The 19,866-nt window shown below is 65.9% G+C and carries 22 protein-coding genes; 14 read left to right on the top strand and 8 right to left on the bottom strand.

Annotation, left to right across the window (positions count from 1 at the left end; all coding sequences use genetic code 11):
- The first annotated feature begins 5 nt into the window (after positions 1-5).
- Genes VIM61_03800 through VIM61_03810 form a run of 3 tightly spaced genes read left to right on the top strand, consistent with a single transcriptional unit; the run spans position 6 to position 3,551 of the window.
- Positions 6-1,367 (top strand): tetratricopeptide repeat protein, encoded by a 1,362-nt coding sequence (locus VIM61_03800; protein ID HEY8899509.1) that lies wholly within the window; start codon positions 6-8, stop codon positions 1,365-1,367.
- Positions 1,364-2,620 (top strand): tetratricopeptide repeat protein, encoded by a 1,257-nt coding sequence (locus VIM61_03805; protein ID HEY8899510.1) that lies wholly within the window; start codon positions 1,364-1,366, stop codon positions 2,618-2,620. Before VIM61_03800 ends, VIM61_03805 begins: the two co-directional genes overlap by 4 nt.
- Positions 2,621-2,669: 49 nt before the next feature.
- The gene (locus VIM61_03810; protein HEY8899511.1) at positions 2,670-3,551 is read left to right on the top strand and encodes a farnesyl diphosphate synthase; all 882 of its coding nucleotides are present in this window, start codon (positions 2,670-2,672) and stop codon (positions 3,549-3,551) included.
- A gap of 4 nt (positions 3,552-3,555) precedes the next feature.
- Here the strand turns inward: VIM61_03810 and VIM61_03815 are convergent, their stop codons facing one another.
- The 4 genes from VIM61_03815 to VIM61_03830 are packed head-to-tail and all read right to left on the bottom strand — an operon-like array spanning position 3,556 to position 7,522.
- A complete protein-coding gene (locus VIM61_03815; protein ID HEY8899512.1) occupies positions 3,556-4,491 on the bottom strand; it encodes an AEC family transporter in 936 nt (311 codons plus the stop codon).
- Positions 4,492-4,495: 4 nt separating this feature from the next.
- Positions 4,496-6,916 (bottom strand): DUF3656 domain-containing protein, encoded by a 2,421-nt coding sequence (locus VIM61_03820; GenBank protein HEY8899513.1) that lies wholly within the window; start codon positions 6,914-6,916, stop codon positions 4,496-4,498.
- Positions 6,913-7,290, bottom strand: coding sequence for a type II toxin-antitoxin system VapC family toxin (locus tag VIM61_03825; protein ID HEY8899514.1), 378 nt, complete (start codon positions 7,288-7,290; stop codon positions 6,913-6,915). Before VIM61_03825 ends, VIM61_03820 begins: the two co-directional genes overlap by 4 nt.
- The gene (locus VIM61_03830; protein HEY8899515.1) at positions 7,280-7,522 is read right to left on the bottom strand and encodes a hypothetical protein; all 243 of its coding nucleotides are present in this window, start codon (positions 7,520-7,522) and stop codon (positions 7,280-7,282) included. The genes VIM61_03825 and VIM61_03830 overlap by 11 nt, the downstream gene beginning before the upstream one ends.
- A 37-nt stretch (positions 7,523-7,559) precedes the next feature.
- On the opposite strand from VIM61_03830, the gene VIM61_03835 reads away from it, so the two are divergent.
- On the top strand, positions 7,560-7,871 hold the full coding sequence (locus tag VIM61_03835) for a DUF971 domain-containing protein (GenBank protein HEY8899516.1): 312 nt from the start codon (positions 7,560-7,562) through the stop codon (positions 7,869-7,871).
- On the opposite strand, the gene VIM61_03840 is transcribed toward VIM61_03835, so the two are convergent.
- The 3 genes from VIM61_03840 to VIM61_03850 are packed head-to-tail and all read right to left on the bottom strand — an operon-like array spanning position 7,868 to position 10,369.
- Positions 7,868-8,476, bottom strand: a complete 609-nt coding sequence (locus tag VIM61_03840) for a methyltransferase domain-containing protein (GenBank protein HEY8899517.1) — start codon at positions 8,474-8,476, stop codon at positions 7,868-7,870. The two genes, VIM61_03835 and VIM61_03840, sit on opposite strands and share 4 nt — an antisense overlap.
- Entirely contained in the window at positions 8,451-9,215 is a 765-nt protein-coding gene (locus tag VIM61_03845; GenBank protein HEY8899518.1) for a putative 4-mercaptohistidine N1-methyltransferase, read from the bottom strand. Before VIM61_03845 ends, VIM61_03840 begins: the two co-directional genes overlap by 26 nt.
- Positions 9,212-10,369, bottom strand: coding sequence for a hypothetical protein (locus VIM61_03850; protein HEY8899519.1), 1,158 nt, complete (start codon positions 10,367-10,369; stop codon positions 9,212-9,214). Before VIM61_03850 ends, VIM61_03845 begins: the two co-directional genes overlap by 4 nt.
- A gap of 157 nt (positions 10,370-10,526) precedes the next feature.
- Here VIM61_03850 and VIM61_03855 point away from each other — a divergent pair, with 157 nt between their 5' ends.
- From VIM61_03855 to VIM61_03870, 4 genes are all read left to right on the top strand, one after another.
- Positions 10,527-12,356 (top strand): hypothetical protein, encoded by a 1,830-nt coding sequence (locus VIM61_03855; GenBank protein HEY8899520.1) that lies wholly within the window; start codon positions 10,527-10,529, stop codon positions 12,354-12,356.
- A gap of 67 nt (positions 12,357-12,423) precedes the next feature.
- Entirely contained in the window at positions 12,424-13,599 is a 1,176-nt protein-coding gene (gene nifS / locus VIM61_03860) for a cysteine desulfurase NifS (protein ID HEY8899521.1), read from the top strand.
- A gap of 73 nt (positions 13,600-13,672) precedes the next feature.
- Positions 13,673-13,825 carry a DUF3309 family protein gene (locus tag VIM61_03865; GenBank protein HEY8899522.1) on the top strand — a complete coding sequence of 51 codons (153 nt, stop codon included), beginning with the start codon at positions 13,673-13,675 and terminating at the stop codon, positions 13,823-13,825.
- Positions 13,826-13,868: 43 nt separating this feature from the next.
- Complete coding sequence (locus VIM61_03870) at positions 13,869-14,396, top strand: hypothetical protein (GenBank protein HEY8899523.1); 528 nt, start codon at positions 13,869-13,871, stop codon at positions 14,394-14,396.
- Positions 14,397-14,443: 47 nt separating this feature from the next.
- Here the strand turns inward: VIM61_03870 and VIM61_03875 are convergent, their stop codons facing one another.
- Positions 14,444-14,962 carry a lipocalin family protein gene (locus VIM61_03875; GenBank protein ID HEY8899524.1) on the bottom strand — a complete coding sequence of 173 codons (519 nt, stop codon included), beginning with the start codon at positions 14,960-14,962 and terminating at the stop codon, positions 14,444-14,446.
- A 69-nt stretch (positions 14,963-15,031) separates the two neighbouring features.
- Between VIM61_03875 and VIM61_03880 the strand changes: the two genes are divergently transcribed.
- The 6 genes from VIM61_03880 to VIM61_03905 form a co-directional block, all read left to right on the top strand.
- Complete coding sequence (locus VIM61_03880; GenBank protein HEY8899525.1) at positions 15,032-16,261, top strand: NAD(P)/FAD-dependent oxidoreductase; 1,230 nt, start codon at positions 15,032-15,034, stop codon at positions 16,259-16,261.
- On the top strand, positions 16,258-16,692 hold the full coding sequence (locus tag VIM61_03885; protein HEY8899526.1) for a YkgJ family cysteine cluster protein: 435 nt from the start codon (positions 16,258-16,260) through the stop codon (positions 16,690-16,692). Before VIM61_03880 ends, VIM61_03885 begins: the two co-directional genes overlap by 4 nt.
- Positions 16,693-16,741: 49 nt before the next feature.
- Complete coding sequence (locus tag VIM61_03890) at positions 16,742-17,209, top strand: hypothetical protein (protein ID HEY8899527.1); 468 nt, start codon at positions 16,742-16,744, stop codon at positions 17,207-17,209.
- A gap of 58 nt (positions 17,210-17,267) precedes the next feature.
- The gene (locus VIM61_03895) at positions 17,268-18,533 is read left to right on the top strand and encodes a DEAD/DEAH box helicase (protein ID HEY8899528.1); all 1,266 of its coding nucleotides are present in this window, start codon (positions 17,268-17,270) and stop codon (positions 18,531-18,533) included.
- Positions 18,534-18,600: 67 nt separating this feature from the next.
- On the top strand, positions 18,601-19,455 hold the full coding sequence (locus VIM61_03900; protein ID HEY8899529.1) for a sulfurtransferase: 855 nt from the start codon (positions 18,601-18,603) through the stop codon (positions 19,453-19,455).
- Between the two features lie 4 nt (positions 19,456-19,459).
- The coding region (locus VIM61_03905) for a SufE family protein (protein HEY8899530.1) at positions 19,460-19,866 on the top strand (407 nt) is incomplete at its 3' end.

Consider the following 19,866-nt stretch of genomic DNA (forward strand, 5'->3'; position numbering starts at 1 on the left):
GCGCCATGTCCCAGATCGATTCCCTTCGAGAAGCCGTCCGGGTCTCCCCCGACAATGTCCCGCTGCTGGTCCTTTTTGCGGAGACTTGTCTGGCGGAACTTTCCGTGGACGAAGCGGTGGAAGCCTTCCAGAAGGTCCTCGCGAAAGAACCGCAGCATGCCGAAGCCCGCGTCGGGCTGGCGCGGGCTCTGCACCAGGCGGGCCGGACTTCCGAGGCGATCCTGCGGCTCGAGGCCTTTGTCGAGGAACAGCCCGGCCACGCCGCGGCGTGGCTGCAGCTCAGCCGGTTTTTGATGGCCGAGGGCCAGCGCGACGCGGCGGTCTCCTGCTACGAAAAGAGCCTGAAGCTGCCGGGCGGTCGGCAGGATGCCTCGCTGGAGCAGGAACTTTTCCTGCAAAACCCGGAGAAAACGCCGGCCAGGGGCCGCGTGACGAGCGAGGGCTGGAATCTCGAGGCCGAGGGCGCCGCCGCGCCGGGGATCGAGCCGCCGGTCGACGATGCGCTCGAGCGGCCGGCAACGACGTTCGAGGACATCGGCGGCATGGAGAGCGTGAAGGAGGAGATTCGGATGAAGATTCTCTATCCGCTCAAGAATCCGGATCTCTTCAAGGCCTACGGCAAGAAGGCTGGCGGCGGGGTGCTGCTCTACGGCCCGCCGGGCTGCGGCAAGACGCTCATCAGCCGCGCCACGGCCGGCGAGATCGACGCGAATTTTCTCTCGATCGGCATCCACCAGATTCTCGATCTCTACATCGGTGAGAGTGAGAAGAACCTGCACCGCATCTTCGAACTCGCGCGGGACAATGCGCCGACGATCCTGTTCTTCGACGAGGTCGATGCGCTGGCCGCCGATCGCCGAGACATGCGCAAGAGCGCCGGACGCACGCTCATCAACCAGTTCCTCGCCGAGATGGATGGCAATGTCGCGGAAAACGACGGCGTGCTGATCCTCGGCGCGACGAATGCCCCGTGGCACGTCGACCCGGCCTTCCGTCGGCCGGGACGCTTCGACCGCATCCTGTTCGTGCCGCCGCCCGACGAGGCCGCCCGCGCGTCGGTGATCGAGGTGCTCGCAAAGGGCAAGCCGATCGCCAACCTCGATCCGCGCGACCTCGCCAGGCGAACGAAGGATTTCTCCGGCGCGGACTTAAAGGCGGTGTTCGAGATCGCGATCGAGCGCAGCCTGGCCCAGGCGATGAAGCGCGGGCAGGTCGTGCCCGTCACGCAGCGCGAGCTCGTGGACGCTGCGAAAAGCCTGAAGCCCTCGACGAAAGCGTGGTTCGAGAGCGCGAAGAACTACGCGCTCTATTCGAACCAGGGCGGATTCTACAACGACGTGCTGGAGTTTCTCGGTCTCAAGAAATGAGCGACGAGCTGGCATCGGCGAACGCCCAACGCGGCTCGATTCTCCTGGATCAGGGCCGGTATCCCGAGGCGGAGAGCTACTTTCGCGAGGCGCTTTCGCAGGATCCCAACGATCCCGAGACGCTGGCCAGGCTGGCGCTGTGCGAGCTGAACCAGCGCCGCGCCCCGGCCGCGATGGAGACGATCCGGCGGGCGATCGGGTTCGCGCCCGACGCCGCGCATCTGCACGCGTTGAAGGCCTTCATCGAGGTGGAGCTCGGGAAGCCGGCGGAGGCGCTGAAGTCCGCCGGCGCCGCGCTCGAGCTCGACCCCGAGTGCGACGATGCCTTTGTCGCGCAGGCAGCGGCCTACATTCATCGCCGGGAGTGGGCGAAGGCCGAGACGGCCGCCCGCGCCGCGCTGGACATCAATCCCGACCACGGCGGCGCGGCGAATCAGCTCGCGCACGCGCTGCGCCTCCAGAATCGGCTGCACGAGAGCGGCGACCAGATCGCCTACATGCTGGCGCAGGATCCCGAGGATGCGGATACGCACGTGGCGGCGGGCTGGACGGCTTTGCAGCGCGGCCAGCGCGAGGATGCGGAGAAGCATTTCCTCGAGGCGCTGAGGCTCGAGGCCGGGAACGAGGGCGCGCGAGAGGGCCTGAAGGAGGCGTTTCGCGCCAAGTCGCCGATCTACCGCGCGTATCTGAACTACTGCTTTTTCATGCAGCGGTTCACCGAGGGGAAGCAGTGGCTGGTGATCATTGGTCTGCTGGTGGTCGTGAAGTTTGCGAATGCCGTGCTCGGGCCGTATGGCTGGATCGTCAGCGGACTCTACATGCTTTTTGTGCTCTGGGTGCACGTCGCGCGGCCCGTCGGGAATTTCCAACTGGTCTTCGATCGCGCCGCCCGGCACGCCCTCGGTCGCGGCGAAACCCTCGAGGCGTGGGTCTGTGGCGGCGGGGTGATCGCGGGCATTTTGCTTTGCCTGACGGGGATTCTTTCGGGGCTCGCGGCGCCGCTCGTCATCGGCGCCACGCTGGTCGCGGCGGCGTTTCCGTTCGCCTACACGTTCACGAATCGCTCGAACGGAAAATGGCTGTTCGGTGCGGTGGGCGCCTTTGTCGTGGCGGTGGGATTTGCGAGTGCGGGACCGCTGCTCGTGGGGCAAAAGCCGCCGGAGGTCGTCACCGGCCTGGTGGGAGTCGCCCTGCTCGCGGTGATCGCCTGCACGTGGCTGTGCAACGTCGGCGCGCTGAATTCTCGGCGCTGAAGCGGCGGCGTCTTGTCAGTCGCGGTCGCTTGGCTAGGCTGCGGCTCGCATGGATTTGCCGGCCTACCTGAAAAACTGTTCCGATCGAGTCGACCGCGCGCTCGATGGCTTTCTGCCGAAGGCGCCGGTGAAGCCGGCGACCATTCACCGGGCGATGCGCTACAGTCTCTTCGCAGGCGGGAAACGCATGCGACCGGTGCTCTGCCTTGCAGCGGCGGAAGCCTGCGGCGGCGATTTGGCGGCGGCGCTGCCGGCCGCCTGCGCGGTGGAATGCGTCCACACCTACTCGCTCGTTCACGACGATCTGCCGTGCATGGACGACGACGATCTCCGCCGCGGCCGGCCGACATCGCACAAGGTTTTCGGCGAAGGGGTGGCCGTGCTCACGGGCGATGCGCTGCTGACTCAGGCGTTCGAAATTCTCGCGCAGGCGAAGCCGTCGGCGCGCCATTCCATCGCCGCGATGATTCGTGAACTCGCCGTCGCCTCCGGCAGCCTCCAGCTCATCGCCGGGCAGGTGGCCGATCTCGAGGGCGAGGGGAAGCCGGCAACGCGCGCGCAGCTGCGGTTCATTCATGAGCGCAAGACCGCCGCGATGATCGAGGCGAGCCTGCGCCTCGGCGCGATGAGCGCGAATGCGACCCCGGCGAAGCTCGCCGCGCTCACGGACTTCGGCCGCAACCTCGGCCTCGCCTTCCAGGTGATCGACGACATTCTCGATGTGACGCAGACGAGCGAGAAGCTCGGCAAGAGCGCCGGCAAGGACGTGGCGGCCGAGAAGGCGACGTATCCCGCGGTCATCGGGCTCGAGGCCTCGAAGCGCGAGGCGCGGCGGCTGACCGATGCGGCGCTGGCGGCATTGAAGCCGTTCGGCTCGAAGGGTGCGACGCTCCGCGCCGTCGCGGATTACCTGCTCGTGCGGGAGTTCTGACGCGTCAGGAAATCCACAGCGCCACCGCCAGCGGGGCGGCGGAGAGGATCGTGCTGAGCGCGATCGAGCCCGAGGCCAGCGACTCGTCGCCGCCGAGTTTTTCCGCCATGACGAACGACGCGGCCGCCGTGGGCGTGGCGGCCAGCACGACGGCGATGCGGAGTTCGCTGCCCGAGAAACCCATCGCGCGGCACAATGCCCAGGCAACGAGCGGGCTGATGAAGACCTTGAGCACGCTGGCGGCCACGATTGCAGTGCGGCGGCCTCGCAGCGAAATCGTGGCGAGCGAACCGCCGATGCACAGCAGGGCGACGGGCACGGCGGCGGCGCCGAGCGTCTCGAGCGTGCGGCTGGCAAAGACCGGCAGATGCCAGCCGAAGAGCGGAAACAGGAGGCCCGAGACGCACGCGATGATGAGCGGATTCGTGGCGACGCTGCGCGCGATCAACGAGAGGCTGTCCGCGCCGAGATTGTGCTGGCTGCCTTTGAGGACGATGACGGCGAGGACGTTGTAGAGCGCCGTCATCGACGTCATCACGAGGAGGGCGGTGGTCATCGTTTCGCGGCGAATCTCCGGCGGCAGCGCGGCGAAGGCGTAGGCGAGCACGGGCACGCCGATGTAGGCGAGATTTCCGCGATAGGCCGACTGCGCGAGCGTGCCGTCGACTCCCGGAGGAAGACGAAGAGCGCGTCCCGTGAACCAGCCGAGGCCGATCATGAGAAACGTCGTGAGCGCCATCAGGCCGATGAGGGAGAGCGTGCGCGAAGTGGAATGGTCGATCCCGGCGACGCCGACGAAGATCAGCGCCGGGAGCGCGATCCAGAAAACCAGCTTGTTGAGATCGGCCATGAACCCGCGGCCGAGGAATTTCAAATGGGCGAGCAGCGAACCGAGGGCGATGAGCAGCAGGATGGGGGCGAGGGTGTCGAAGATCACCATCGCGCTAATAAGTTCCCTGCGTCACGCCGAGCTGGTGGCTGGCCTTCAACCGCCGCCAGAGCGCGTCGCCCTCGTCGCGGCCGTCGAGCAGCGCCCGGTAGGCCGCGAGCACGTCGGCGGTTTCGCGCGCGTTTTCCTCGAGCAATTCCACGCGGAAATGGCGCAGGCCGGCGTTCCACAACGCGTCGTAGAATTTCGCGCCGGTCTGCGCGGCGGCGTTGAAGAGCGTGTTTCGGCAGCCGACGTCGGCGCGCAGCGGGTGCTTGATGCCGACGCGGTCGCGCAGGTGCACGCGGTGCTTTTCGCAGGGGCGGCCGCAGTCGAGGAACGAGGTGCCGGTGCTCATGAACGCGGCAAAGACGCAGTGCTCCATGTGAAACATCGGCATGTGCTGGTGGAGCGTGAGCTCGAGCCATCCGGTAGGCACGGACTGCGCGAGCGCGACGACCTGGCCGACCGTGAGGTCGTAGGAAACGGTGACGCGCTCCAGGCCGTGGTCGCGGAAGAGCGCGGCGCTCACGGGGTTCGACACGTTGAGCGAGAAGTCGCCGATCCGACGCAGCGGCGAGTTCGCGAAGTAGGCGATCGCGCCGACGTTGCGGATGAGGACGCCGTCCGGCGCGGCATTCTCGATGAGCTTGAAAAAACCCTGCTCGCCGGCCTTCTGGATGCGCGGCGTCGCGAGGAAAATCGGCTTCCCCGCGGCGCGGGCGCGCTCAACGGCCTCGCGGTAGCGGCGGATGTCCTCGAAATCCGCGTAGACGAGATCGACGGGGCCGGCGAGGGCGGCGTCGAGCTGCTCGAAGCTGCGGCAGAGAACGGAAAGCTCCGGCATGTCCGGGGTGGCGGGACGGGCGTGAATGTCGGCAAGGATTGCGTCGAGCGTGATCGCGGGCGGCGCGGGCGGAGGCGCGGTCTCGAGCTGCTCGACGAGCGCGCGGCGGAGGCGGTTCAGCTCGCTGATCGGGAGGATGACGTCGCCGATGAGCTGGTTGTCGAGCGTCTCGAGGCGGAAGGGCGTGTCGGTGAGCTTGCCGAGCTGCGCGGCGAGTTTTTCGGTCGTGAGCGGCTGGGTGCGGGCGGCTTCCAGCGGGGCGGCGGATTCGACGACGGCGGTCCCGGCCTCGATACGCAGGGGCTGACCGACCGCGCCGCTCACGCGGAATCGGAGCGGCGTTTTGTGGGCATCCCGGCTGGGAATCTGGCCGGCGAAGGTCTTGCGAAGCTCGCGCGTGAGGGCGGGATCGTCGGTCTTCCAGACGCGGTCGCCGGGCGCGACGCGGGCGAAGTCGATGCGGCCGCGCTCGAAGAAAATTTTGCCGTCGTGCAGCTCGAAGACGCGGCCGCCCTGCTCGGCGTTCGTATCCGCCGCATGCTCGAAGACGAGGCCGTCACCCAATTTGAGATTTTGGATTTTGGATTTTGGATTGCTGAGTTCGACGTGATCGCGGCCGACCTTCTGGACGGTGCCAAGGAAGACGCCCCGCTTCTTGCCGTAGCGGGCGCCGACGAGCTGCTGGTGGTTGACGCCGTGCATCCAGCCCGTGAAGAGGCCGCGCGAAAAGGTCATCTCGAGCTTGTAGAGATCCTCGGCGCTGGGTTCCTCGACATGATCGGCGAGCGCCGCGTCGAGGGCCTTCCGATAGACGGCCGTGACGGCGGCGACGTATTCGGGCGACTTGAGCCGGCCCTCGATCTTGAAGCTGCGGACGCCAGCGGCGACGAGGGCGGGGATCTCGCGCACGGCGGCGAGATCCTGCGGCGAGAGGAGGTAGCGCTTGTCGCCGAGGTCGCGCACGGCGCCATCGACGACGAGCTCGTAGGGCATGCGGCAGGCCTGGGCGCATTCGCCGCGATTTGCGCTGCGCTGGCCAAGCGACTCGCTGGTGAGGCATTGGCCGGAATACGCGACGCAGAGCGCGCCGTGGACGAAGGTTTCCAGCGCCATGGCCTCGGCGTCGAATTTCGCGAGCTCGCGCAGCGACGTCTCGCGGGCGAGGACGACCTGTTTGACGCCGAGTTCCTCCGCGAAGGCAATGCCCTCGGGCGAGGTGATCGTCATTTGCGTGGAGGCGTGCACGCGCAGCCGCGGCGTGAGCTGACGCGCGAGGGCGGCGAGGCCGACGTCCTGGATGATGACGGCGTCCACACCGGCGGCCTCGAGCACGCGGAGTTGCTCGACCGCGGCGGGCAGCTCGTCGGTGAAGACGAGGACGTTGAAGGTGACGTAGCCCTTCACGCCGTGGCGGTGGAGGAAGCGCATGACCTCGGGCAGGTCCTCCTCCGTGAAATTCTCGGCGCGCATGCGGGCGTTGAATTTCGAGAGGCCAAAAAAGACGGCGTCGGCGCCATTTGCGACGGCGGCGCGCACGCATTCCCAGTCGCCGGCGGGGGCGAGGAGCTCGGGAAGAGCGGAAGCACTCATGGTTTGAGAAGCTTGATTTTCAAGCCGGGGATGGCGCGGTAGTGCTTCCCATTCGCGGTGGCCAGAGGAAGGTCGTTCTCGAGGGCAGTGGCGGCGACAAGGGCGTCGCCGCTACGGAGCCCGTGCGCGAGCGCGTAGCTTTCGATGTAGATGGCGGCGCGGTGGCCGATGTTTTCCGTGAAGCCGAGGGTGGTGAAGTCGAGGTCGCGGAGGAATGATTTGTTGAGCACCATTTGCCGGGCGTCGCGGGCGCCCTGGAGAAATTCCATGTAGGTTTGGATGGAAATAAATCGGGCGTCGGCGCCATCGATCATCCGCGCGGCAGCGGCGTTGCCACGCTGGGCCCAGATGAAGATGTCGGTGTCAAAGAGCATTGGGCCGCGGGGCTCTCAAGCGTTCGATGACCTGCGCGACGCTCTCTCCAGCGGGGTCGCTGCCAAAAAAGGGATGATCTTTGACGCGAAATTTCCGGCGACTGCTCGGAACAATGGGGGCCAGGATGCCGCGAGCCTTGCCGCGGTGATAGACCGTGACTTCCTCGTTGCGGTCCAGCGCCTCGAGCACGTCGCGCATCTTGTAGCGCAGATCGACGATTGATGCTTTCATGTCTCGCGCCACTATACATTTCCGTTTTCGAGAATCAATGACCGCCCCGCTTCGCCCCGCCAACATTCAGATCATCGGTTCCGAACTCGCAATCGCCTGGAGCGACGGCGAGGAGTCGTATCTTCCTCTCGAGGCGCTGCGTCGGGCCTGTCCGTGCGCCGCGTGCGGCGGTGAGCCGGACGTGATGGGCACGGTGATCCGGCCGCAGAACACCTGCACGGCCGCGAGTTTCGAGCTGCGGAGCTACGAATTCGTCGGAGGCTACGGCTTCCAGCCGCGCTGGGGCGATGGACATTCGTCGGGCATCTATTCGTTTGCGTATCTGCGCCGGCTGGCGGAGGCGAGCTAGCTGCGGAGGCGGAGCAGGCGCACGAGCTCGCGCCCCTCGCGACCCGGATAGGCCTGCGTCGGGATGAATTCCTCGATCAGGTCGAAGTGCGGCGCGAAAAATGCGTCGAGCTCCCCGGTCGTGACGCCGTAGGGCGGCCCTTCGTAGTCGCGCGGGCCGGGATCGAGATAAAAAATTGCGAGCAGGTGGCCGGATGGTTTCAGCGCCGCCGCCGTGGCGGCCGCGTAGTTGGCGCGGAGGGCGGGCTCGATCGCGCAGAAGCAGGTGTGTTCGAAGACCCAGTCGAACTGGCCGAGCAGCTCGGGCGGCAACGCAAAGAGATTCGCCAGGCGGTAGCGCTCGCCTCCCGCGCGGGGGAAGGATTCCGCCCGGGTGATCGCCGACGGCGCAATGTCGAGGCCGATGGGCAGAGCGCCCGTCGCGGCGAGCGCGCGAACGTCATGACCGCTGCCGCAACCGGGCACAAGGACGTGGCCCTTGATTTCGTGGGTCGCCAGCCATTCGAGGAGCGGTGGCGCCGGGGCAGCTTTCTCCCAAGGCGTATCCTTGGTCTGGTAGCGGGCTTCCCAATCCATGAGGTCAGCGTCGGCGCCAGCGGCTGCCACAGGCAATCCCAAACTGGAACTTGCGGACGTGCTCGCGGATCAGGAATGGCAGGTCGATCACGTGCTCGAGCTCGAAATGGGGCTCCAGCAGGACGCGAAGGGCATCGAAGCTGCGGCCGGTTGCCGCGGTGCCGCCGATCCAATGCGCTTTCGGCGTGAATTCCTCGAGCCAGGTGAATGGGGTCGTGAGCAGGAGCTGGCCGCCGGATTTCACGAGCGCGGGCAGGCGTTCGATGAGGCGAAGCGGCTCCGGCAGGCGGCAGAGGAGGTTCGCCGCGAGGACGACGTCGAACGATTTTGGATTTTGGATTTTGGATTCTGGATTTGGGAAATCCATTGCGTCGCCCTGCTCGAAGGTTACGCGCGTGCGGTCGATCCCTTCGGGCACGCGGGCGATGCCCTGCTCGATCAGGTCGCCTTCGACGGCCTTCTCGTAGGCGTGCGTGCCCCCGGAGCGGAGGTGATTCGCGGCGGCGATGAAGGCCTGGGAATAGTCGATGCCGACCACCTCGGCGCAGGTGCGGGCGAGCTCGAAGGACGAGCCGCCCACGGCGCAACCGAGGTCGAGCGCGCGGCTTTCCGCGGCGACGGGCGCGAGGAGTTCGCGCACCAGCCGGGTCGGGAAGCCGATGGCGGCCGTGGGGCCGGGGCCGTCACCGAGAATCTCCGCAGCGCTTCCGTAGTGGAGCAGGAGATACTCGGCGAGGAGCTTCGGCGATTCGTAGATGTTCTCGCTCAAGCGGTGAGTCCGGTCATGTAGCTCGAGGGCTCGAAGCTCTCGATGAGAACCTTCGTTTCCCCGTCGCGGTGCATGCGGGCCTGCACGACATTGATCTCGGGCGTCTTGTGCGGCGCGAAGAGGATGTCGTCGTGGGTGGCGTTCTCGGCGTGGAGAAACTTGTCGGGCGTGACGTCGCCGCCGAGATGGTCGTCGCGGCCGGTGGCGACGTGGATCGTGCCGAGGATTTTTTCGTCCTGGATGTCGCGGCCGGAAACCGGGAGCACCTGCGTGCCGAAGCCAAGTTCGCCGATGATGCCGGTCGCGGGGTCGCTGGCGAGTTTCGCGTTGTGCGCGGCGACGGTCTCGGCGTTGCCTGTGAGCAGCTCGGCGGTCTGCACGCGGCCGTCGGCGACGGTCATCAGGCCGATGGTGCCGTCCTCGTATTTCATCGGGAACTGACCGTGGGCGCTGGTCGGCACGTAATAGATCTCGCCGGCGGGCAGGTTTGCGACGTCGGGCTCCTCGCCGCGACACAGGCCATGGCTCTTCTGGGCCTCCTGGCGGTCGAGGTCGAGGTGGAGGGTCGCGTTGCGGCCGAGGAAGGCAAAGTCGATCTCGATCCAATCGGCGAGTGTCATGCCGAGACGGAGGAGTTCGCCCTTGTGGCTGACGTCGTCGTAGTTCACCGCGAGACCGGTCGTGAGAATGATCTGGTTCAGCCCGTGCAGCGTGGCGCCGCGGAAGCCGTGCTGCTTCGCCGAGGCCGTGAGCGGCGCGGTGGCCGAGTAGGTCGAGATGCAGAGGATGATGTCGTAGGCCGGGTAGATGTCGCTTTCGAAGCTAAGCTCGCGGCCATCGGAGGAAATCGCCGTGGCGGGCAGGTCGAGGTTGCTGCCGCCGGTGACCTTGTAGGCCAGGAAGTCGCCGCCGGTGAGCCGGAGCTCGGCGAGGACGCCCTCCTGCAGGCCGACGTAGAAATGCTGGTAGGCGTTGCGCTGGATCGAGAGGTCGGGGTTCTCGAGGAATTTGAAATCCACGACATCGCGCGGGTCTTCGAGATCGATGAGAATGCAGATTCTCTGGCCGGGCTTCGGCTTGAAGGTGCCTTCGATGAGGCCATAAAGGCTGAACGGCGGATAGGTGCGGACGGCGACTTGCTCGGCGATGGTCATGGGATTGTCGATGGTTAAAACTGAATGCGTTGTTCGATAACGATCGGACTTCCGAAAAGTTTGCACCGGATCGGCTGCGGGGCAAGGTCACGATTTCGTTTGAAAGGCGCGGCGGGTAACGCGTTAGCTCGCGAATCCGATGTTCGAACCCGCGGCAATGCTCTCCTCCGATTTCTGGCGACGCGTCGATGCCGCGCTGCGGAAATGGGGCCCGCTCCTGCTGCTGGCCTTCGCGATTCTCTACTACGGCCAGTATTATCGCTCCGATCTGAACCTCGGCGGCGAGGGCGGCACGGCGGCCGTGAACGCGATGCGGTTGAACGCGGGCTGGCTGCCGATCAAGGAGACGACGCTGAACTACAACGTGATGTGGTTCTACCCCGTGGCGTGGCTCTTCAGGCTCATCGGGCCGGATTACATCGCGATGCGGATTTACTTTTTTGCGCTCTGCCTGATCTCCGGCCTGCTGGGATTCCTGATCGTGCGTCGCGTCACCGGGCTGGGGTGGTATGCGCTCGGCGTCGGCCTCCTCATTCTCGCGATTCCCGGGATGCTGTTTCGCAACTACATGGGCCTGCTGCCGTTGCTGAATGCGTGGGCGCTGCTGCACGCCTTCGTGTGGAACGGGAAGGTCGGGTGGCGGCGCTGGCTCTGGTTTGCTGGAGCAGGGCTCGTGCTCGGGCTCACCTTCCTTGTGCGGATCGATGCCGCGCTGTTTTTCGCGGTGATCTATCTGGGCCTGATCGCGCTCTTTCCGCTCAGCGTGCGCGGGGAATTTCTGCGGCGATTGCCGGTGGCGATTGGCGGCGGACTCCTGTGCGTGTTCGCCGCCGTGGCGATTCATCTGCCGTTTTACCTGGATGCCCGCGCGCGCGGCTTTGCCCCGGAATTCGTCGGCCAGTATTCGACGATGTGGAACCAGATCCGCTACGAGGTCGAGCGGCGGCTGCCGAGCAAGCCCGCCGCACGATCCCAGGCGAGGGCGATCCCTGCCCAACCGGTCCCGTCCGGCGGCTGGGTGCCGGTTCGGTTCCAGAAGACGCCGAAGAACTGGGTCGCCCAGGCGCGCGCTCAAAAGATGGCGGAGATGAATCGCAACGGTCGCCCGCGACAGGAACTGCGCGACCTGTTCAGGCAGGCCTCTTTTTACAGCGCGGCCTTCATTCTCATCCTTCACCTGCCGATCCTGATCAGCGGACTGGTGATCGTCGGGGCCGGGGGTGTTCTCGCGTGGACGCTCGTGCGACCGGACGCGGCCCGAAAGGAAGCCTCGCTCGTCTGCCTCGTCACGCTGGGCTCTGCGCTCACGCTCTTTCCCCAGTATTTCTTCTTCCGCCCCGACACGCCGCATCTCAGCGAATTCATGATTCCGTTCCTGGTCGCGATGGCCTGCGCGGGATTCTTCGCGGTGCGATGGATGACGCGCTGCCGGTCGTGGATTCTCCGGGCGCTCGGGGCGGGGTTCGCGGTCCTGTGCCTCGTCTCGGAAGCGTTGTTTTTCTACCACTCGTTCCGCAAGGAATCCGCCGGGACGATTGCCGCCGCGCGGAAACGCTCATTCGAGGCGGTTTGCGACAACGGCGTGCACGTCTGGCTGAAAAAGGGCGAGCGGAAGCGCGTGCAGGCGATCCACGACCTCATCGTGAGCCACTCGCAGCCCGGCGAATGGGTCGTCACGTTTCCGTATTCCCCGACGGTCAATTTCATGACGAATCGGCCCTCGTATCTGAAAAATCTCTACGTCGACAACGCGAGCGCCGAGAAGAACTTTGCGGAGGTCATGATCGCCGATTTCGAGAAGTTTCGGCCGGCGGTCATCCTCATCGACCACCGCGACATCAACGACACGGAGTTTTCCCGTTTCCGGAACTGGGCGGCGCCCGTTTATCGCTACATTCAGCAGCATTACGTGCGCGTCGGCGGGGATCTCGACCTCGACGAGAACGAGATCTACGTGCGGCCCGACAAGGTCCCTCCGCAGGCCTGATTCCCGTCGATTATGACGCGGGGTTGCCATGACGGACCCATTTCCGGTATGGTAATCGGTTCCTTCAATGAGCGACGAACGCACCATCTATCTCGACAACAACGCGACAACGCAGGTCGATCCTGCCGTGGTCGAGGAGATGCTGCCGTGGTTGAACGAGTATTACGGCAACCCGTCGAGCGCCTATCGGCTCGGCAAGCGTGCGCAGCAGGCCCTCGAGGTCGCTCGTGAGCGCGTCGCCGGGCTGCTTGGTTGCGAAACGAGCGAGATCATCTTCACGAGCTGCGGCTCGGAATCGATCAATACCGCGATCCAATCGGCTCTCGCGCTCGATCCCGATCGCACGCACGTCGTCACCACCGCCGTCGAGCACAGCGCCACGATGAAGCTCGGTGAGCACCTCGTCCGCCGCGGCGTGGAGGTGACCTGGCTGCCGGTCGACTCCGAGGGGCAGCTCGATCTCGAGCGCCTCGAGAAAGCGATCCGTCCCGACACCGCGCTCGTCAGCCTGCTCTGGGCGAACAACGAGACCGGCGTGCTGTTTCCGGTCGAGCGCATTGCGGAGATCTGCCGCGCGAAGAAAGTTCCCTTCCACTGTGACGCCGTGCAGGCCGTCGGCAAAATTCCGCTGAATCTGGCCAACGCCGGCATCCATTTTCTCTCCGTCTCGGGGCATAAGCTCCACTGTCCGAAGGGTGTTGGCGTGCTCTACGTCAACAAGCGCGTGCGCTTCACCCCCTGGCTGCGAGGCAGTCAGGAGGGCGCCCGCCGCGGCGGCACGCAGAACGTCGCGTCCATCGTGGCGCTCGGCAAGGCGGCGGAGATCGCGGCCGAACACATGGCTGAGGAGCAGACCCGCGTCCGCGCGATGCGGGACCGTTTCGAGTCGGAAATTCTCGCCCGCGTGCCGGGTGTCGAGGTGAATGGCGATCGCGAGAATCGCCTGCCGAACACGACGAGTCTCGCCTTCGAGGGCATCGAGGCCGAAGGCGCGCTCATGCTGCTCGACGAGCGCGGCATCTGCTGTTCCGCCGGTTCCGCCTGCACGAGTGGTTCGGTGCATCCTTCGCACGTGTTGAAGGCGATGGGCTGCTCCAACGCCCGCGCCCGCGCGAGTCTGCGATTCTCCTTTGGCCGCTTCAATACCGACGCCGATGTCGAGGCCGCCCTCGAGATCGTGCCGGCGGTGGTCGCGAAGTTGCGCGCCCTGTCGCCGGTGGGAAGTCCGGTCCTCACGGCCTGACGCGGCATCGGGGAAATCCCCTGCTTTCGTCGGGCAAAGCGGCCGTCCCTGGCAGGCGCGGCGATCCATGAGCATGTCCACCATCCTGCTCATCATTCTTGTTTTGCTCCTCGTTGGCGCCCTCCCTGCCTGGCCGCATAGCTCGGGCTGGGGCTACGGTCCCAGCGGCGGTCTCGGCCTGGTCTTGGTGATCGTGCTCGTGCTGCTGCTGCTCGGGGTCATCTAGATTTCGATTTGCCCCGCGCGCCGAGCCGCCTAGCCTTTTGGCCATGGATTGGGTATGGCCGGTTATTCAGAACCCCTTCACCTGGGGGCTCGCCCTCGGATTGCTCATCGCGGCGTTCCTCGCAAAAAGTGCGTGGACGGCACGAGGCGTTTTCAAGCGGGAGATTGCCCGCCAAAAGGCGGAGTTGGAGCAGCTTCAGCAGCACCTCAACACCCACCTCAAGATCACGGCGACGGGCAGCGATCGGCTCGAGAAGGAACTCGCCGAACTCAAGGTTCAAAACGAGAACCTGCGGGTGAATCTGGCGGCGTCGCAGCAACGCCCGGGCCGGGCGGAAGCGCGGCAACTTCAAATTTACGAGGCGGCCGTCGTGCGCATGCGGGAACAGGCGCCGGGATTTGCCTCGGCCTGGGAGCAATCGTTGCGGCAGGCCACGGCGGAGAACGAGGCTGCGGAGAGCGGTTTCTCCCGCCTGGTGAAGAAAATCATTCCTGGAACCTCGCTCGCGAATGCTCCGACGGACTCCACGCCTCTGATCGGCGGCGGCGATTCCGCAAAGTCGTCCGGGTAGGTTGCTTCCCTGACTCGGATGACCTTTCCGGCCCGGAAGCTGCGTTTCTAAGGCCGCTGCTCCTGGCTCGCGAGCTGGTCCGTGGCATAGCCGCGGGCCTTGCAGCGGGCGAGAATGCCATCCAGCGTGGGCTTCGGCAGGGATGGCGTGCGGGCAAGGATGAAGAGCATCTTTTTGTCGGGAGATCCGCCGACCATGTAGGTGCCGGGCTCGAACTCGATGATGCGATAAGGCACCTTGATGGGCCAAAAGAACTGCGCCCGCAGTTCGCCGTCGGGCCCATCCTTGACCGGGAGCAGGATGGATCGGATCTCGCGTTGCTTGGTTTCACCGACCTTCCGGTAGGTGGTGAAGACGTCGTAGCCGCCGTTTTCTCGCGCCGTGTAGTGCTCGATCGTCTCGCGCCAGTTCTTGTCGAGGAAAGTCGGAATCGAGAGCAGGGAATACCATTTTCCCGAGAATTGGGCGGGATCGATGTGGGCGACGGGCTCGTTCGAGAGCGGGGTGGCAGGAGCAGGCATGGCGAAGGCAAGAAGGAGGACGGGCAGCAGGAGGCGGTAGGTCATGATGCGAAGGGTAACGATCCCCGGGGGTGATTCGGTTGCGTGCGGGGGCCCGGGTGGATATGCAGGAGCATGGATTCCTCCTCGTCGCGCGTCGTGATTGTGGGCGGCGGCGCGGCGGGTTTTTTCGCGGCGATCGCCTGCGCGGGGGCGGATCCTAGCCGCGAAGTCGTCCTGCTCGAGAGCGGGCGGTATCTCCTCACGAAGGTGCGGATATCCGGCGGAGGTCGCTGCAACGTCACGCATGCCTGCTTCGAACCGCGGGAACTCGCGGCCCGCTATCCGCGCGGCGGTCGGGCGCTCATTGGCGCGTTTCATCGCTTCCAGGCGCGGGACACCGTCGAGTGGTTCGAGTCGCGCGGCGTGCGGCTGAAGACCGAGGCGGACGGACGCATGTTTCCCGCGAGCAACTTTTCCGCGTCGATCGTGGACTGCCTGCTGGAACGGGCGGAAGCGGCCGGCGTGGAGGTGCGCACAAGCATGGGCGTGAACGCGGCGCGGCGCGCGGACGACGGATTCCTTCTGGAACTCAGCGACGGCTCCGAGCTGGCCTGCGGGAAGCTTTTGATCGCGACCGGTGGCTGCCGCACGCCCGCTGCGGCGCGGTGGGTCGAGGCGCTGGGCCACACGCTCGAACCGCCGGTGCCGTCGCTGTTCACGTTTCACGTCGAGACGCCGTGGCTGCGTGCGTTGCCGGGCATCGCGACGGAAGTCGAGGCCGAGGTTCCCGGCACGAAACTGCGCGAGCGCGGGCCGTTGCTCGTGACGCACTGGGGAGTGAGCGGGCCGGCGATCCTGCGCCTGAGCGCGTGGGGGGCGCGCACGCTCCACGATCGGGACTACAGATTTTCGCTGCGGGTGAACTGGCTGCCCGGCCGCACGGCGGAAAGTGTGCGGGAGGAACTGCGGGCGCGTCGCGATTCGCAACCGGGGAAGACGGTGACGAACAGTCCGATTGCGCCGCTGCCAGCCCGGCTGTGGGAGAGCATCGTCGCCGAGGCGGGAATCGGGGCCGACGTGCGCTGGGCGACGCTTTCCCGGGCCGCGATGCTCGCGCTGGCAGACCTGCTGACGCGCACCGAGCTGCCGGTAAACGGCAAGAGCCTGAACAAGGATGAGTTTGTCACCTGTGGCGGAGTGCGGTTGCCCGAAGTGGATTTCAAGACGATGGAGAGCCGCATCGTGCCGGGGCTCTATTTTGCGGGCGAGGTGCTCGATATCGACGGCGTGACCGGCGGGTTCAATTTTCAGGCGGCGTGGACGACGGGCTGGATCGCCGGGCATGCGATGGCGGAAGCATGAAGAAACGCGGGCCGGACCTGAGTGAAGTGCGCGCGGTTTACACGGAGGTCGCCGCGCGGCCGATCGAGCGAAATTGCACGCTGCGGACGGAGTGTTGTCATTTCCAGCTCACCGGCCGGACGCCTTATCTGACCAGGGGCGAGGCGCTGCTTGCCGCCCGGGCCCTTCGAGCGACCGGGCGGAAACAGCTGCCCGAGCGGGCGGACGGCGCCTGTCCGCTGCTCCACCCGGAAACGCAGCGGTGCCTCATTTACGCGGACCGGCCATTCGGCTGTCGCACCCACTTTTGCGCGGCAGCGGGCGGCCCCTATGCGCGGCGAGACGTGCTCGATCTCATCCGACGGCTCGAGGCCGTCGACGCCGCTCTTGGCGGCGAGGGACCGCGGATGCTGCCCGGGGCGGTGGCGGGGGCGTTGCGGGAACTCGGATAAACTGGCGAACGGCCGCGTTTGGGGTGATGCTCGATCCCACGGTGCGGAAATGAAGCGTCTTTTTCGAATGCTGGCCCTGGCCGGCCTGCTCGCCGGGTTGCCGGCCTGCCGCGATGCGGGCGTTCCCAGTGGGGCCGCTCCGTCACCCACCCCTTCGCCAACGCCCTCACCCACGCCCGTGCCGGGCACGACGTCGGGGAATCCAAATACGTCCTCCGGGGGCGCGAGCGATCCGTCCGTTGTCTCGGATACCGGCGCCCCGATGGCGAGCACCCAGGAAGTGGTCATCGTGTCGGCCTCGGATCCCCTCGATGCGACGACGACCGAGATTTCGGTGCAGCGGGCGAATGGCGAGGTCTGGGCATTCGATGTCCCCGGCGCGCCAGATCCGCAGGTCGGCGCGGAGGCGATTTTCCAGAGCGCGAGCATGGTCTTTGGCGACCTTGCGGGCTTCCTGATTTTCCCGACGCTCGACAACGGGCGCTTCGCGATCGCCGACGCGACCCGCATCCGGTGACCGGCTACCGCGAATAAAGGGTGTGCTGCCCCGGCGGATGCCGCATACTCCGCCGACTATGCCATTTCGCACTCTCGGTCTCGACGACCGCATCTTCCAAGCCGTCCAGGAGGCGGGTTACACCGAGCCGACGCCGATCCAGGCGGCGGCCATTCCCGAGATCGTCGCGGGGCATGATCTGATCGGCATTGCCCAGACGGGAACGGGCAAGACGGCGGCCTTCACGCTGCCGATGCTCACCCTGCTTGCGAATCGCGGCACCGGCGGCGGCCGCACCCGCGCCCTTGTCCTTGCGCCCACGCGCGAACTCGTCGCGCAGATCGAGGAAAACGTCCGCGCCTACGCGAAGCACCTGCCGCTCCGGATCGCGACCGTCTTTGGCGGCGTCGGCGAGCGTCCGCAGATCCAGGCTTTGCGTTCGGGTGTCGATCTCGTGATCGCCACGCCCGGTCGCCTGATGGACCTCATGGGCCAGGGCGCCGCGAACTTCAATTCGCTGGAATTTCTCGTGCTCGACGAGGCCGATCGCATGCTCGACATGGGCTTCCTGCCGTCGATTCGGCGCATCGTGAAGGCCATTCCGGCCAAACGGCAGACGTTGCTTTTCTCGGCCACGCTCTCGAAGGAAATCGAGGCCCTCACGAACGACTTCCAGCGCAACCCGAAGAAGGTCCAGATCGGGCGGCGCTCCAACCCCGCCGAAACTGTCGCGCAGCTCGTCTACGAGGTGCCGAAACATCTCAAGGTCTCGCTGCTCGCCCATCTGCTGGCCGACCCGCAAATGAACATGGTGATCGTCTTCTCGCGCACGAAACACGGCGCGGACAAGATTGCCCGCAAGCTCGAGCAGACGGGGGTGAAATGCGCGACGCTGCACTCGAACCGCTCGCAGAACCAGCGCCTGCGGGCGTTGAAGGCGTTCAAGGACGGTGAGGTGCGCGTGCTCGTGGCGACGGACATCGCCGCCCGCGGCATCGACGTGGACGGCATCTCGCACGTGGTGAATTTCGACTTCCCGATGCACGCGGAGGACTACGTGCACCGCATTGGCCGCACGGGCCGCGCCCAGGCGGTGGGGGACGCGATCAGCTTCGTGACGAACGAGGACTACGGGTCGCTCAAGTCGCTCGAGAAATTCATCGGGCGCGGGATTCCCCGCAAGCGCGCCGAAGGCTTCGACTACAACGCCTCCGCGCCGAAGGAGGATGGCGGCCAGCGTCCGCGCGGTCCGCGTCGTCCGGAAGTGCGGATGGACGGCAGCCCCGGTGGCGGCCAGAAACGCCCGCCGCGGCGGCGATTTGGCTTTGGCCGGCGCGCGTCATAGCCGAGAAAGAGCTTGAGCGCTGCGCTGTGCGTCCGAAACTTTTCTTCCACCCTTTGAAATCCCGACCATGAGCTCCTACGCGCATCCTGAAGCCCTCGTTTCGACCGAATGGCTCGCCGAACATCTCAACGATCCCGACATCCGCATCGTCGAGAGCAATGAGGACGTGCTGCTTTACAGCACCGGCCACATCCCCGGCGCGGTGCACATCGACTGGCGCGGCGACCTGCAGGACCAGACGGTGCGCGATTACATCTCGCCCGAGGATTTTGCCGCGCTGGCCGCGAGGAACGGCATCGGCAAGGATACGACGGTCGTCTTCTACGGCGACAAGTCGAACTGGTGGGCGGCCTACGCGCTGTGGGCGTTCCGCCTCTTCGGTCACGACAAGGTGAAGCTCCTCAACGGCGGTCGCGACAAGTGGATCGCCGAGGGCCGCGAGACGACTCGCGAGGTGCCAAAGCCCGCGGCGACGGAGTATCCCGTGCCGCCGAAGCGCTATGACGACGAGATTCGCGCGTTCTACGAGGATACGCTCGCGCAGAGCAAGGCCGGCAAGCCGCTCATCGACGTGCGTTCGCCCGGAGAATTCAGCGGCGAGGTCACGCACATGCCCGAGTATCCGCAGGAAGGCGTGCTGCGCGGCGGCCACGTCCCCGGTGCGAAGAGCGTGCCGTGGAAAAAGGCGGCAAACGACGACGCGACGTTCAAGAGCGCGGACGAGCTGCGCGAGATTTACGAGGTCGGCGCGGGATTGAAGCCCGGTGACGATGTCGTGGCCTACTGCCGCATTGGCGAGCGCTCGAGCCACACGTGGTTCGTGCTCACCTACCTGCTCGGCTACCCGAACGTGCGCAACTACGACGGCTCCTGGACCGAGTGGGGCAACCGCGTGCGCTCGCCGATCGAAAAGGGCGCGTAGGCCGATGTATCCGCCGAAGCTGCAGCAGATCGTCGATTTATTCGAGGCGCTTCCCGACATGGAGAAGCGCGAGACGCTCATCGTCTACGCGGACCAGGCCAGGGGCCAGGGGCCGCGGGAGGGCGAGACGTTCGACCTCGAGGATGTGCGCAAGGACGAGGAATGCACCGACACGGTGGGCATCTTTCTCAAGGTGAATCCCGACCGCACCACCCACTACCGCGTGACGCTCGGCCCGCAGGTGCAGACGCTCACGAAGGCGATGACGACGATCCTTTGCAAGGGGCTCGAAGGTCGCACCATCGAGGAGGTGCTCGAAGTGCCGGCGGATTTCGTGCCGAAAATCGTCGGTGCGGATCTCGTGCGCCAGCGCAGCCAGACGGTCTACTACATCCTCACACGCATGAAGAG

It is taken from the genome of Chthoniobacterales bacterium, from assembly GCA_036569045.1.
Classification (GTDB): Bacteria; Verrucomicrobiota; Verrucomicrobiia; order Chthoniobacterales; family JAATET01; genus JAATET01.